Annotated in this window: 10 protein-coding genes; 7 read left to right on the top strand and 3 right to left on the bottom strand. The window is 72.7% G+C overall.

Annotated elements, in window-relative coordinates; translation table 11 throughout:
* Window positions 1–267: 267 nt before the first annotated feature.
* On the bottom strand, window positions 268–1,566 hold the full coding sequence (locus CKO28_RS22570) for a hypothetical protein (RefSeq protein ID WP_200343152.1): 1,299 nt from the start codon (window positions 1,564–1,566) through the stop codon (window positions 268–270).
* Here CKO28_RS22570 and CKO28_RS22565 point away from each other — a divergent pair.
* Entirely contained in the window at window positions 1,499–2,803 is a 1,305-nt protein-coding gene (locus CKO28_RS22565) for a sensor histidine kinase (protein ID WP_200343151.1), read from the top strand. The two genes, CKO28_RS22570 and CKO28_RS22565, sit on opposite strands and share 68 nt — an antisense overlap.
* 31 nt (window positions 2,804–2,834) lie before the next feature.
* On the opposite strand, the gene CKO28_RS22560 is transcribed toward CKO28_RS22565, so the two are convergent.
* Window positions 2,835–3,878, bottom strand: coding sequence for an NAD(P)/FAD-dependent oxidoreductase (locus CKO28_RS22560; RefSeq protein WP_200343150.1), 1,044 nt, complete (start codon window positions 3,876–3,878; stop codon window positions 2,835–2,837).
* Window positions 3,879–4,020: 142 nt separating this feature from the next.
* Here CKO28_RS22560 and tsaE point away from each other — a divergent pair, with 142 nt between their 5' ends.
* From tsaE to trxA, 6 genes are all read left to right on the top strand, one after another.
* Complete coding sequence (gene tsaE / locus CKO28_RS22555) at window positions 4,021–4,566, top strand: tRNA (adenosine(37)-N6)-threonylcarbamoyltransferase complex ATPase subunit type 1 TsaE (RefSeq protein ID WP_200343149.1); 546 nt, start codon at window positions 4,021–4,023, stop codon at window positions 4,564–4,566.
* Between the two features lie 82 nt (window positions 4,567–4,648).
* On the top strand, window positions 4,649–5,665 hold the full coding sequence (locus tag CKO28_RS22550; protein ID WP_200343148.1) for an aminoglycoside phosphotransferase family protein: 1,017 nt from the start codon (window positions 4,649–4,651) through the stop codon (window positions 5,663–5,665).
* The gene (locus tag CKO28_RS22545) at window positions 5,662–6,429 is read left to right on the top strand and encodes a nucleotidyltransferase family protein (protein ID WP_242480748.1); all 768 of its coding nucleotides are present in this window, start codon (window positions 5,662–5,664) and stop codon (window positions 6,427–6,429) included. The genes CKO28_RS22550 and CKO28_RS22545 overlap by 4 nt, the downstream gene beginning before the upstream one ends.
* 207 nt (window positions 6,430–6,636) lie before the next feature.
* A complete protein-coding gene (addB, locus tag CKO28_RS22540) occupies window positions 6,637–9,672 on the top strand; it encodes a double-strand break repair protein AddB (RefSeq protein WP_200343147.1) in 3,036 nt (1,011 codons plus the stop codon).
* Window positions 9,673–13,194, top strand: a complete 3,522-nt coding sequence (gene addA, locus CKO28_RS22535; protein WP_200343146.1) for a double-strand break repair helicase AddA — start codon at window positions 9,673–9,675, stop codon at window positions 13,192–13,194. It begins immediately after the preceding gene.
* Between the two features lie 129 nt (window positions 13,195–13,323).
* Window positions 13,324–13,644: a thioredoxin TrxA gene (trxA, locus tag CKO28_RS22530; protein WP_242480747.1), complete on the top strand. Its 321-nt coding sequence runs from the start codon at window positions 13,324–13,326 to the stop codon at window positions 13,642–13,644.
* A gap of 190 nt (window positions 13,645–13,834) precedes the next feature.
* Here the strand turns inward: trxA and CKO28_RS22525 are convergent, their stop codons facing one another.
* Window positions 13,835–14,341 carry a GNAT family N-acetyltransferase gene (locus CKO28_RS22525; RefSeq protein ID WP_200343145.1) on the bottom strand — a complete coding sequence of 169 codons (507 nt, stop codon included), beginning with the start codon at window positions 14,339–14,341 and terminating at the stop codon, window positions 13,835–13,837.
* Window positions 14,342–14,756 lie beyond the last annotated feature (415 nt).

Genomic DNA, 14,756 nt, shown 5'->3' with positions numbered 1-14,756 from the left:
CTCTCTCTGGAGGGCGCCATCCCCTCTCCCTCGAGGGGAGAGGGCGGGGCCCGCGACCCGCAGGGTCGTGGGAGGGTGAGGGTGGGACTGCCCGGCATCCACCGGCAAACCCACCCTCACCTGTCCTTTCCCCTCAAGGGAGAGGGACCCGCCGCCATGGTCGTCATCCGGCTCAGGTGGCGGGTGCCATGCTTGGCGGACGGTCTCATGCGGTAAGCCATTGCTCGCGCTTGGACCCCCAAGACTTGTGCCCGCGCCCAGCCGGCGTCACACTCGGTGCCGGAATCCGGGGGATCTCGTCGTGACGGAGATATCGGGGCGCCGGCGGGCCGGGCATGCCCGGCCCGGTGCGTCAGTCGCAGCCACCTGTGAGCGCCGCGGCGTCAGTGCGCCGCGCGGGCGGGTGCGTTGATGGCCGGACCCGGGATCCTGCTTGCGTTGGCCGTGCTGGCGGTGCTCGGCACCGGTCTGGTCGCGCTGGGCTATCGGCTGCGCTGGCAAGCGGCCGACCAGCGGCTGGCGCGCGTGGAAGCCGACCGCAACGCCCTGCACGCCCTGGTCTCGAACGCCCCGCTCGGGTTCTACGCGTTCGACGGTCCGCGGGCCGGCCTGTCGTACGGCCTGGCCGATCTGTTCGGGATCGAGCCGGCGGGCGCCGGGCTGGACGCCGTGATCGACCGGTTGGCGGCGGGCGACGGCGAACGGCTCGACGCCGCCGCCCGGACGCTGCGCGCCGAGGGCACGCCGTTCACGCTGACGCTGGCGACCGCCGACCGCGCCCGCACCCTGCGCGCGGAGGGCCGGGCGCACACCCCGGGGCCGGCGATCTGGTTCTGCGACATCACCGACAACGCGCGCAGCGCTCAGGACGCCGCGGCGACCCGCGACCTGCTGGTGCGGGTCCTGAACGCGGTCCCGGTGCCGATCTGGCGGCGCGGGCGCGACCTGCGCCTGGTCGACTGCAACGACGCCTACGCCCGCGCGGTCGAGCGCCCGCGCACCGCGGCGGTGGCGGAGAACGCCGAGCTGCTGGGCGATTCCCTGCGCGACGTCGGCCGGGCGCTGGCGGAGCGGGCGCGCACGACGGCCAAGGTCCAGAGCGAGCGCCACCACGTCGTGGTCGCCGGCAAGCGCCGGCTGATGGAGTTGGTGGAGGTGCCGCTGCTGGGCAGCGACGGGCCCGGCGAAGGTCAGGGCGACGGCCTGGTCGGCCTGGCGATCGACCGCACCGAGACGGAGGACCTGCAGGACGAGCTGTCGCGCACGATCTCCGCCCAGGGCGAGGTGCTGGAAAGCCTGTCGACCGCGATCGCGATCTACGGCTCCGACCTGCGGGTCAAGTTCTACAACGGCGCCTACGCCGAGCTGTGGGGGGCTGGACGAGGCGTTTCTGGAGGGCGAGCCGCATCTGAACGACCTGCTGGAGGCGCTGCGCGAAAAGCGCCAGCTGCCCGAGCAGCCGAACTTCCCCGCCTTCAAGCGCGAGCAGGTGGAGAAGATGCGCTCCCTGGTGCAGCCGGAAGAGGGGCTGCTGCACCGGCCCGACGGGACCACGCTGAAGTCCACGATCTCGCCGCACCCGTTCGGCGGGGTGCTGTCGATGCTGGAGGACGTGACCGACAAGCTGGCGCTGGAGCGCGGCTTCAACACCCTGATCGACGTCCAGCGGGAGACCATCGAGAACCTCTACGAGGCGGTTGCGGTGTTCGGCTCGGACGGCCGGCTGGCGCTGTGCAACAAGGCGTTCGTGCAGCTCTGGGACCTGCCGATGGAGCAGCTGGGCGAGCGCCCGCACGTGCGCGCGGTGCTGCAAGCCGCCCGGCCGCAGTTCAACGTCGACGACGCCGACTGGCCGCAGGCGCTGGAGACGATGGTCGCCCGCGCGACCGAGCCGGACACCCGGACCGGCCGGATGGAACGCCCGGACGGCGGGGTGATCGACTGGGCCCAGGTGCCGCTGCCGGACGGGCAAAGCCTGTTCACCTACCTCGACGTCAGCGATTCCATCCGGGTCGAGCGCGCCCTGCGCGAGCAGGCGGAGGCGCTGGAGACGGCCGACCGGCTGAAGTCGGAGTTCATCGCCAACATCTCCTACGAGCTGCGCACGCCGCTCAACGCCATCGTCGGCTTCGCCGAGATCCTGGAAAACCAGTACTTCGGCGAGCTGAACGCGCGCCAGCACGAGTACGCCGGCGCGATCGTGCAGTCCTCCCAGCGGCTGATCGGGCTGATCAACGACATTCTCGACCTGGCCTCGATCGAGGCCGGCTACCTGGAGCTGGACAGCCAGGAGGTCGACCCGCAGCAGCTGCTGGGCGATCTGCAGACGATCGCCCGGGAACGCGCGCTCAGCCGGGGCATCGACCTGGCGATCGACTGCCCGGCGGACATCGGCACGCTCAAGGGCGACCCGCGCCGGCTCAAGCAGGCGCTGTTCAACCTGGTCTCCAACGCCTTCAACTTCACCCCCGACCAGGGCCAGGTCACCCTGCGCGCCGCGCGCACGGGCGACACGCTGCTGTTGTCGGTGGTCGACACCGGCGTCGGCATCCCGCAGGAGGACCAGGCGAACGTCTTCCACAAGTTCGTCCGCGGCCAGCCGCGCAAGACCGGCGCGGGCCTCGGCCTGTCGCTGGTCAAGAGCCTGATCGAGCTGCACGGCGGCTGGGTCGAACTGGACAGCACCCCGGACCAGGGCACCCGCGTCACCTGCCACCTGCCGGTGTCCGGGCCGGGGGGCGGCGGTGCCGGCGTTAAGCCGGCCGCCGCCCCACGCGCCGACGAACCGCCGGCCGCCGACTGACCGCCGTGGTAGCCTCTACTCCGCGCGCCCCTTACTCCGCGAAGCCGGGCACGCCCTTGGTCGTGGAGTGCTCCCAGTGCAGCGGGGTGTCCGGGTTGAGGCGGGCGTAGATCGCGTGGGCGGCCAGCGCGGCTTCGGAAAAGCCGGACAGGATCAGCTTCAGCTTGCCGGGATAGCTCGCGATGTCGCCGATCGCGTAGATCCCGGCAGTCGAAGTTTCGCAGGTCACGGGATCGGCCTTCACGCTGCCGCGTTCCAGGTCCAGGCCCCACTCCGCGATCGGGCCCAGGTTCATCGACAGGCCGAAGAACGGCAGCAGGGCGTCCGCCTCCAGCCGGCGCACGTCGCCGTCCAGCGTGGCGACGTCGACCCCGGTCAGCCGGCCGTCGGAGCCGTCCAGGCCGTGCAGCTGGTAGGGCACGACGAGCTCCACCGGGCTCCCGGGGTCCTCGGCCAGCCGGCGCATCTCGCGCACGCTCTCGGGCGCGGCGCGGAACTTGTCGCGGCGGTGGACGACGTAGATCCGCCGGGCGAGGTCGGACAGCGACAGCGTCCAGTCGAGCGCGCTGTCGCCGCCGCCGGCGATCACCAGGCGCTTGTCGCGGAAGTCCTCGCGCCGGGCGACCAGATAGTGCACGCCGGTGCCGGGCCCCTGGCCCTCGTAGTCGCGCAGACCCTCCAGCGGCGGCCGGTTGGGGCCGAACGCGCCGACCCCGGCGGCGACGATCACCGCCCCGCAGTCGATCTCGGTGCCGGCACTGGTGCGCACGCGCCAGCGCCCGTGCCGGGCCGGCTGCACGGTCTCGACCCGCTGTTCCAGGTGGTAGCCGGGCTTGAACGGGGCCGCCTGTTCGGCCAGCCGCTCGATCAGCTCGCCCGCCAGGATCCTGGGATAGCCGGGGATGTCGTAGATCGGCTTTTCCGGGTACAGCGCCTGGCACTGGCCGCCCACGCCGGCCAGCGAATCCACCAGCTGCGCGCGCAGGCCGAGCATGCCGAGCTCGAACACCGCGAACAGGCCGACCGGCCCCGCGCCCACGATCACCACGTCCGTCTCGATCCGGCTCTCGCTCATCGTCGCTCGCGTCCAGCACATCCGCGGGCGCCGCACGCCCGCCGTTCGGCTGCGCAACATGGCGAGGCGCCCGGGGCTTGGCAAGGTGTGCCGCCGCCGCAGGTTGCCGGGCCGGCGGCGGGGCGGTAAAACCGGGCGCGTCATGGCCGAATCGCCCGCTGCCGAAGCGCTTTCGATCCCGTTGCCGCAGCCGGCCGACACCCAGACGCTGGGCCGCCGGCTGGCCGACGTGGTGCGCCCGGGCGACCTGATCGCGCTGACCGGCGACCTCGGGGCGGGCAAGACCGCGCTGGCCCGGGCGCTGATCGCGAGCCTGCGCGATCCCCGGGGCGCCGACGCGTCCGGCGAGGAGGTGCCGAGCCCGACGTTCACGCTGGTGCAGACCTACGACCGGCTGAGCGCGGAGGGCGCGCCGCTCACCGTCTGGCATTTCGACCTCTACCGGCTGGGCGCGCCGGAGGAGATCGACGAGCTCGGCTGGGAGGAAGCGCTGGCCGGCGGGCTGGTGCTGGTCGAATGGCCGGACCGGCTGGGCGCCCGGCTGCCCGCCCCGCGCCTCGACGTCACGCTGGTGTACGCCGGGGACGACGGGCACAGCGCGCCGGCCGGCCGGGTCGCGGTGCTGCAGGGCGGCGCGGGCTGGGCGGGGCGGATCGACGCGCTGGCCGGACCCGCGCCCCCGGGATAAGCGCCCCCGGGATAGGCCGTCGGGGGCCGGGGCGGCTGACGTCACACGACACGACCACCGGTGAGGCGGGGGACGAGCAAGCATGAGCGCACGCGAAAGCGAGATCGCCGGTTTCCTCGACCAGGCCGGTTGGGGGGCTGCCGAGCGCACGATGCTGGCGGGCGACGCCTCGTTCCGTCGCTACGAACGTCTGCTGGGCGCGGACGGCAGCCGGGCGGTGCTGATGGACGCCCCGCCGCCGCAGGAGAGCGTCGCCGCCTTCCGCGACGTCGGCCGGCTGCTGCTCTCCCTCGGCCTGTCGGCGCCGCGGCTGCTGGCGTGCGACAGCGACCGCGGGCTGATGCTGCTGGAGGACTTCGGCGACCGCACCTTCGGCATGCTGCTGGCCGAGGGCGCGCAGCGGGAGCCGCTGTACCGGCTCGCGACGGACACGCTGATCGACCTGCAGCGCGCCTGGCGCGCGCGCGGCGACCTGGCCGCGGACCTGCCGGTCTACGACGACGCGCTGCTGATCGACCGCGAGGCGACCCTGCTGCTCGACTGGTACATGCCGGCGGTCGGGCTGGCGCCGGACGAAGGCCAGCGGCAGGCCTACCGCCAGGCCTGGCAGGAAGCCCTGGCGCGCGTGCACGCGCACCCGGCGACGCTGGTCCTGCGCGACTTTTTCTCCGACAACCTGATGCTGTTGGACGACCGCGAGGGCACGGCCGCCTGCGGCCTGCTGGACTTCCAGGACGCGGTGATCGGCAGCCCGCTCTACGATCTGGCGTCGCTGCTGCAGGACGCCCGGCGCGACGTCCCGCCGGAGCTCGAAGAGCGGATGCTGCAGCACTACCTCGCCGCCTTCCCGGAACTGGACCCGCAGGACGCGCGCGTCGCCTACACGGTGATCGCCGCCCAGCGCCACGCCAAGGTGATCGGCATCTTCACCCGGCTGGCGCGGCGCGACGGCAAGCCCGGCTACCTCGCCCACATCCCGCGGCTGTGGCGCATGCTCAACAACGCCCTGAGCGCGCCCGCCCTGGCGCCGGTGCATGCCTGGTTCGACGTCAACCTGCCCCGGACCCAACGGGTGATCCCCCCGGAGACCAGCGAATGAGCGATTCAATGAGCGCGGCCCCGAAGACGGCGATGGTGCTCGCCGCCGGCTACGGCACGCGGATGCGCCCGCTCACCGACAGCAAGCCCAAGCCGATGGTCGAGGTGATGGGCCGGCCGATGATCGACCGCACGCTCGACCGCCTGGCCGACGCCGGTGTCGAGCGGGTCGTGGTCAACACCCACCATCTGGCGGAGACGCTGGAAGCGCACCTGCGCGCGCGCGGCGGCCCGCCGGCGATCGAGATCAGCCGGGAAGAGGACGCCCCGCTCGACACCGGAGCGGGGGTGAGGAACGCGCTCGACAAGCTGGACGCGGAGCAGTTCTACGTCGTGAACGGCGACATCTTCTGGCTGGACGGCTGTGTGCCCGCGCTGACCCGGCTGGGGCAGCACTGGACTCCGGAGCGGATGGATGCGCTGCTGCTGCTGACCGCGACGGCGGAAGCGATCGGCTATTCCGGGCCGGGCGACTTCCAGATGGACATCCAGGGACAGGTTCGCCGCCGGCAGGAATTCGAGGTCGCGCCGTTGTGTTTTTCCGGGGTGCAGATCGTCCACCGCCGGCTGTTCGACTACGCGCCCGAGGGCAGCTTCTCGTTCAACCTGCTGTTCGACCAGGCCGAGGGCAGCGAGCGCCTGTCCGGCCTGCGCCACGACGGCCTGTGGTTCCACATCGGGACCCCGGGCGACATCGAGATCGCCGAAGAAGTCCTGCACGACCTCGGCTTCCGCACCGACCGGCCGGAGGAGCGGGTGTCGTAGCGGGCGTCGTCCGGCAGCCAAACTCATCCCCCCTCCTCCAGTGGGAGGAGGGGCTAGGGGAGGAGGGACCACAGACAGTAGCGCCGCTGGCAACCTCCTCTCCCTAGCCCTCTCCTCCCACTGGAGGAGAGGGAATTTTTTCCCGAGCGATGCGCGCGGCGGGAGCGGCGTGCTAGCCTGACGCGCCCGAAGCGTAGGGAATCGGTCGTGTCCACGCCTTTACCGCAGTCCACCACCCCCACCGTTTCCACCATCCCGCCGGAGGTGTCGTTCGCCGACGCGTTGGCGCGCGGGCTCAAGGACCGGGCCGGGGACGATCCGCTGAGCCTGGCGTCGACCACCGTGCTGCTGCCGACCCGCCGGGCCTGCCGGACGCTGCACGAGGCGTTCCTGCGCCTGTCCGACGGCCGGGCGCTGCTGTTGCCGCGGATGCTGCCGCTGGGCGATCTGGACGCCGACGAGCTGTTGATGGGCGGCGACGACGCGCTCGCCGCCGCCGGGCTGGGCGATCCGGAAGCGGCGATGCGGCTGCCGCCGACGGTCTCCGGGGTGCGCCGGCGGTTCGTCCTGACTCAGCTGATCCAGAAGTTCGGCGAGGTGGCGCCCGGCGCCGGCGTGCCGACGGTCGACCAGGCCGCGCGGCTGGCCGAGGAACTGGGCCGGCTGCTCGACCAGGTGGAGACGGAGGGGCTCGCGTTCGCCCGGCTGAAGGAGCTGGCGCCCGAGCGCTACGCCGAGCACTGGCAGATCACCCTGGACTTCCTGAAGATCGTTACGGACTGGTGGCCCGACTGGCTGGCGCGGGAAGGCGCGATCGGCCCGGCGGAGCGCCGGCGCCGGCTGATGCTGGCGCAGGCCCACGCCTGGGCGCAGGATCCGCCGGACCGGCCGATCGTCGCCGCCGGCTCCACCGGCTCGATCCCGGCCACGGCGGAGCTCTTGCGCACGATCGCGGGACTCCCCCGCGGCGAGGTGGTGCTGCCCGGCCTGGACCGGCGCGCGGACGCGGCCAGCTGGGCGGCGATCGCCGAGGATCCGACCCATCCCCAGCACAACCTGGGCCGGCTGCTGGCGAGCTTCGGGATCGACCGCGACCAGGTCCGCGACTGGCCGGTCGAGCGGCCGGCGCAGGTCGCGCCGACCGCCCGCAGCGCGGTCGTGAACGAAGCGCTGAAGCCCGCCAGCACGACGCCCGAATGGCGCAGCCTGGCGCTCGACGGCGGCGCGGAGGGGTTGCGCCTCGCGCTTCGCAACGTCCGGCTGGTGGAAGCGCCGGGCCCGGTCGAGGAAGCGACCGCGATCGCGCTGCTGCTGCGGCAGGCGCTGGAGGTCCCCGGCAAGACCGCGGCGCTGGTTACCCCCGACCGCGCGCTCGCCCGGCGGGTGGCGGCCGAGCTGCGCCGCTACGACCTGCGGATCGACGATTCCGCCGGCGTTCCGATGGCGGACACCGCGCCCGGCACCTTCCTGCGTCTGACCGCGCAGATGCTCGGGGAAAAGCTGGCGCCGGTGCCGCTGTTGTCCGCCCTCAAGCACCCGATGGCGGCCGGCGGCGAGGACCCCGGCGCGTTCAAGGCCCGGGTGCGCGAGCTGGAGGACCGCGTGCTGCGCGGCGTCCGCCCGGCGGAGGGCTTCGACGGCCTGCGCGCGCAGCTGGGCGAGCAGCCGGTCGACCGCCGGCTGGCGCGATGGCTCGACGGGCTGCAGGAGATCGCCGGCGATGCGCTGGCTGCGATGAGCGACAGCGCGGTCGACCTCGGCCAGTTGGTGGAAGCGCACATGCGCTTCGCCGAGGCGCTGGCCACCAGCGACCGGGCGCCCGGGGCCGCGCGCCTGTGGGCCGGCGAGGCGGGCGAGAGTGCCGCCGATTTCGCCGCCGAGTTGGCCCGCCACGCCGACGCCGCGCCGACGGTCGACGGCCGGCGCTATCCGGCCCTGCTGGACGGGCTGATGGCCGGGCAGGTGGTGCGGCCGCGCTACGGCGGACATCCGCGTCTGGCGATCTGGGGCCCGCTGGAAGCCCGGCTGCAGCGCGCCGAGCTGACCGTCCTGGGCGGCCTCAACGAGGGGACCTGGCCGGCCGAGAGCGAGCCCGGTCCGTGGATGTCGCGGCCGATGCGCAGCGACTTCGGCCTGCCCGCGGTGGAACGGCGGATCGGCCTTATGGCGCACGACTTCGCCCAGGCGTTCGCGGCGCCCGAGGTGGTGCTGACCCGCGCCACCCGGATCGAGGGGACGCCGACCGTGCCGTCGCGCTGGCTGCTGCGGCTGGAGGCGCTGCAGGCGGCTTACGGCGCGCGCGACCTGTTAACCCCGGACCCCAGCTGGGTGCAGTGGGCCAAGGCGCTGGACGACCCCGGGCCGCCGCGGCCCTGCGACGCGCCCGCGCCGACCCCGCCGGTCGCGGCGCGGCCGACGCGCCTGTCGGTGACCGCGGTCGAGACCTGGATGCGCGATCCCTACGACCTCTACGCCCGCTACGTGCTGGGGCTGCGCGCGCGCGACCCGCTGGACCAGGACCCCGGCGCGGCGGAGCACGGCACGTTGATCCACGCCGTGCTGGAGGCGTTTGCGCGCGAGGCCGACGCGTACGGTCTGCCGGACGACGTCGCCGCCACGCTGCGCCGGATCGGCGTGCAGAAGTTCGACGCGTTGAAGGTGCGCCCCGGCATGCGCGCCTTCTGGTGGCCGCGGTTCGAGCGGATCGCCGACTGGTTGGCGGAGCGCGAGCGCACCCGCCGCGCCGACGGCCGGCGCGTGCTCGCCGAGCAGTCGGGCGAGATGGAGGTGGCGGGCCGGGATGCCAGCCTGACCCTGACCGCCAAGGCCGACCGGATCGAGGTGCGGCCCGACGGCGCGCTCGCGGTGATCGACTACAAGACCGGCACGCCGCCGAGCGAGAGGCAGGTCACCCTCGGCTTCGCCCCGCAGCTGCCGCTGGAAGCCGCGATCGCCGCGCACGCCGGGTTCAAGGACGTGCCGGCCGCGGGCGCGCGCGAGCTTGCCTACTGGCGCCTGACCGGCGGGCGCGAGGCGGGGCAGGAGCTCGCCATCAAGAAGACCGATCCGGACGATCTCGCCGCCGCGGCGTTGGATGGGTTGAGCGCGCTGATCGACAAGTTCGCCGATCCGACCCAACCCTACCACGCCCGCCCCAGGCCCGGCTTCGCGCCGCGCTACACCGATTACGACCATCTGAGCCGGGTTCAAGAATGGTCCGCCGGCATCGGCGGGGAGGACTAGATGGCGCCTGACGAGTCGCACCGGACCGGCGGGCGGCCGGCCGACCTGCTGGACCACGATCCCGAAGCGGCCAGCCAGCGCAAGAAGGCGGAAGCCGCCGACAGCCAGCGCCGTGCCGCCGACCCGGAGGCCAGCGTCTGGGTCGCCGCCTCCGCCGGGACCGGCAAGACCAAGGTGCTGACCGACCGGGTGCTGTCACTGATGCTGGCCGGCACGCCGCCGCCCAAGATCCTGTGCCTGACCTTCACCAAGGCCGCGGCGGCGGAGATGGCGAACCGCCTGTCCGACCGCTTGAGCGCCTGGGCGACGGCCACGGACGACGCGCTTGCCCAGGCGCTGGAAGACCTGACCGGCCGGGCGCCCGAGGCCGCCACGATGCGCCGTGCGCGCCAGCTGTTCGCGCAAGTGCTGGACGCCCCGGGCGGGATGAAGATCCAGACCATCCACGCGTTCTGCCAGCACCTGCTGGCGCGTTTCCCGCTGGAGGCGGGCGTGGCGCCGCACGCCCAGGTGCTGGACGAGCGCAGCGCCCAGGAGATGCTGCGCGAGGCGCGCGAGGAGGTGTTGGCGCGCGCCGGCGCGGGCGAGGACCCGCAGCTGGCCGCCGCGCTCGCCGACGTGACCGCCCGGGTGAACGAGCAGGAATTCGCCGAGCTGATCCAGCACCTGATCGCCGAGCGCGGCCGGCTGATGCGCCTGATCGAGCGGTCGGGCGGGATCGACGCCCTGATCGACCGGACCTACGACGCGCTCGGCCTGGCGCGCGGGACCACGGCGGACGACGTGCTGCGGGACGCTTGCGCCCCCGAGGCGCTCGACGCCCTCGGCCTCAAGGTCGCCGAGGACGCGATGCGCCAGGGCACGAAGAAAGAAACCGAAAACGCGGCCACGCTGAAGGCCTTCCTGGACGCCGACACGGCCGGGCGGGTCCGGCTTTGGGACAGCTACACCGGTCTGTTCTTCACCACCGCGGGTGAGCTGCGCAAGAAGCTCTTGAACAAGGACGCAGCATCCGTGCCGGGCGCGCTGGGCGCGATGGAGGTCGAGGCCGAGCGGCTGCGGGCGGTGCGCGACCGCCTGAACGCCGCGACCACGGCCGGGGCGACCGCCAGCTTGCTGCGCCTGGGCGCGGCGATCGTGCACGGCTACGGCCAGCACAAGGCGCAGCGGGCGCTGCTCGACTACGACGATCTGATCCTGACCGCGCGTAAGCTGCTGCGGGCGGAAGGGCGCGCGGCCTGGGTGCTGTACAAGCTGGATGGCGGCCTGGACCACGTCCTGATCGACGAGGCGCAGGACACCAACCCCGAGCAGTGGGACGTCGTCCAGGCGCTGACCCAGGAATTCTTCGCCGGCGAAGGCGCGGCGGAGGCGCGCGGCCAGCCGCGGCGCACCGTCTTCGCGGTCGGCGACGGCAAGCAGTCGATCTACTCCTTCCAGCGCGCCGAACCGGCCGCGTTCGCGCGCATGCGCCGACACTTCGAGGCGCGCGCGCGGGCGGCCGAACGGACCTTCCGGCCGGTCGCGCTGGGCCACTCCTTCCGCTCCACCGACGCGGTGCTGCAGGCGGTCGACACGGTATTCCACGATCCCGGCGCCCACGACGGCGTGCTGTTCGACGGCGACGCGCCGCTGCACCACGATCCCGTGCGCGTCGGCCACAGCGGCCGGGTCGAGCTCTGGCCGCCGGCCGATCCGGCGGACGCCCAGGATCCCGACCCCTGGGCCCCGCCGACCGAGCGCCACGGCGACGCCCCGCCGCGTCAGCGGCTGGCCCGGCTGATCGCCGCGCGCATCCAGCGCTGGACCCAGACCCGGGATCCCGAGGGCTGGCTGCCGTCCAAGGGCCGGCAGATGCTGGCGGGCGACGTGCTGGTGCTGGTCCGCCGGCGCAACGAGTTCGTCGAGGAACTGGTGCGCGAGCTCAAGCTGCGCGGCGTGCCGGTCGCGGGCGTCGACCGCATGGTCCTGACCGAGCAGTTGGCGGTGCGCGACCTGGTGGCGCTGGGCCGCTTCCTGCTGCTGCCGGAGGATTCGCTGACGCTGGCCTGCGTGCTCAAGGGCCCGCTGATCGGGCTCGGCGAGGAACGGCTGTTCGAGTTGGCCTGGAACCGCGGCCAGCGCACCCTATGGGACGCGCTGCGGGACCGCGCCGGGGAGAACGGCGACTTCGAGCGCGCGTTCACCCGCCTGTCCGACTGGCTGGCGCGCGCCGACTACGTCCCGCCCTACGAGCTGTACGCCCAGCTGCTGGGCGCGCAAGGCGGCCGGCGCGATCTGGTCGCCCGCCTGGGCCCGGAGGCGAACGATCCGGTCGACGAGTTCCAGGCGCTCGCGCTCGCCTACGAGCGCGAGCACGTGCCCTCGCTGCAGGGCTTCCTGCACTGGCTGGAGGCGGGCGAGCAGGAGGTCAAGCGCGACGCCGAGCACGGCGGCAACGCGGTGCGGGTGATGACGGTGCACGGCGCCAAGGGCCTGCAGGCGCCGGTGGTGTTTCTGCCGGACACGCTGCAGGTGCCAAGCCAGGGACCGAAGATGCTGTGGGACGAGGGCGCGGGCCTGGCGCTCTGGCCGCCGCGCACGGGCGACCTGGAGACGGTTGGCCGGGGCCTGCGGGAGGCCGCGCGCCACGCCCAGAGCCAGGAGTACCGCCGGCTGCTCTACGTCGCCATGACCCGGGCGGAGGACCGGCTCTACGTCTGCGGCTACAACACCAGGAAGACCCCGCCCGAGGGCTGCTGGTACGAGCTGGTCCAGCAGGGCCTGTCGGGCATCGCGCAGGAACAGGCGTTCGACGCCGCCCGCGACCTGCCGCAGGAGGGCTGGCAGGGCACCGCGCTGGTGCTGGAAAGCCCGCAGCGCACCCAGGCGAAGCGGGACGCCGAGGACGCCGGCGCCGCGCCCGATGCCGGCCCGCTGCCCGACTGGGCGCGCGTCCCGCCGGAAGCCGAGCCCGCCCCGCCGCGCCCGCTCGCCCCGTCGCGCGCGCCGGAGTCGGAGCCGCCGGTGCGGTCCCCGCTGAGCGACGACGGCGGTGCCGCCTACCAGCGCGGCCGGCTGATCCACCGCCTGCTGCAGACCCTGCCCGACCTGCCGCCCGAGAGGCGCCGCGACGCCGGCCGGCGCTACCTGGACAGCCCCAGCCACCAGCTCGGTGATGCGCAGGCCGAGGCGATCCTGGACGAGACCCTGCGGATCGTGGAGGACCCGGCGTTCCGGCACCTGTTCGGTCCCGACAGCCGGCCGGAGGTGCCGGTGGTCGGTCTGCTTGACCGCGGCGCCGGTCCGGAGGCCGCGAGCGGCCAGATCGACCGGCTGGCGGTCACCGAGGACGCGATCGTGATCGTCGACTACAAAACCAACCGGCCGCCGCCGGACACGCCGGCGCAGGTCCCGCAGGTCTACCGCGACCAGCTGGCGACCTACCGCCGGCTGGTGCGGCGGATCTGGCCGGACCGGCCGGTCGAGACCTGGCTGTTGTGGACCGACGGCCCGCGTCTGATGCAGATCACCGATGCTTGAGCGGGTCGCCGGACCAGCTTGACCGGGCGGGCGGGGGTTCTTACCTACGTTGGCGGACGCGACGCGCGAACCGCCGCCGCGCGGCGGACCGCGCGCCCGCACATAGGACACGCCAAGGGGAACACCTCCATGAGCATGACGAACACCAGCGACGGCAGCTTCGACCAGGACGTCCTCAAGGCCAGCAAGCCTGTGCTGGTCGACTTCTGGGCCGAGTGGTGCGGTCCCTGCAAGACCATCGCGCCGGCGCTTGAAGAGGTCGCCGGCGAGCTCGACGGCCAGATGGACGTCGCCAAGCTGAACATCGACGACAATCCCGGCACCCCCCAGAAGTATGGCGTGCGCGGCATCCCGACCCTGATGCTGTTCAAGGACGGCCAGGTCGCGGCGACCAAGGTCGGGGCGGTCTCCAAGAACGAGCTGAAGAGCTGGGTCGAACAGTCGATCTAGAGCAAGATGCTGAAAGGTGAAGCCACCTTTCAGCTGAATCTTGCTCTCTCTTCAATCAGTTAGAGCAAAATTCACGATGAAAGTCGTCTCGACCTTCATCGATTTTGCTCTAACGCGACGACGGCCGGTTTTCGGCTGTAGGTTTTTGGCGCCCCGTGGGCCGCGCGCCCGCGGGGCGTTTTTGCGTTTCCTATAGCGGCTTGCGCATCCGCCAGCGGGTGAAGCGCACGCCGGCGTACTCGGGGCGCTCCTCGGCTTCGACTCGGAAGCCGTGGCGGGCGGCGAGGCGGGCGGAGAAGCGGCTGGCGTCGATGGTCGCCTGGGCCGCGCCGTTGCGGCGGGCATGGTCGAGCAGCTGGACCAGCAGCTGGCCGCCGTGGCCCTGGCGGCCGAAGTCGCCGTGAACGTAGAGCAGGCCGACGTGGCCGTTCGCCCCAACCTGCCCGAGCGCCGCCGGCCAGCCGTCCACGGTGCGTAGGATCGCGAGACCCCGCGCGAGCGTCTCGCCCAGCGCGGTCGGATTGTCGGCGGCGGCGGCCCAGGCCGCGACCTGGTCGGCGTCGTAGTACGCCGGCCCGACCGTCTGCACGGCCGACCGGTAGATCGCCGCGACCGCCGGGAGCGCGTCGTCGATCCGGGCCATCGGAGCGTGCGTGTCCCGGCCGTCCAGGAAGCGGCGGTCGTGGATGCGGGGCATGGCTTGATCCGGGGTGAACGGGGGCGACGCAAAGTATCGCAGTGGGTGCCCTTGCTTCCACTGGCTCCGCCACTGGGAGACTTTTGCACGACGGCGGCAAGACCCGTCAGGCATCCTTCGAGACGGTTGGCTTCGCCAACCTCTTCAGGTTGACGTCGCCAACCTCTTCAGGCTGACGTCATGGGGTTTTTAGTAAGATATACTCCGAGTCTCTGGAGACCCGAATTCGGGCTTGACGCGAGGTAGAATCGGGATTCAGCTGCGAGCATGATACGCCCCGGTTTCCTTTCCTTTGAAGATCGCCGCGAACTCGAAGCGTGCGTGCGTCGGCATCGCGTGGACCACGGCGTTGCACGGCGGGCAAATGCCCTTCTGCTGCTGGATGACGGCAAAAGTTGCGCCCAGATCGCGGAGT

Origin of the sequence: Rhodovibrio sodomensis (assembly GCF_016583645.1) — a bacterium.
Lineage (GTDB): Bacteria > Pseudomonadota > Alphaproteobacteria > Kiloniellales > Rhodovibrionaceae > Rhodovibrio > Rhodovibrio sodomensis.
This window is presented reverse-complemented; position numbering and strand designations above follow the sequence as displayed.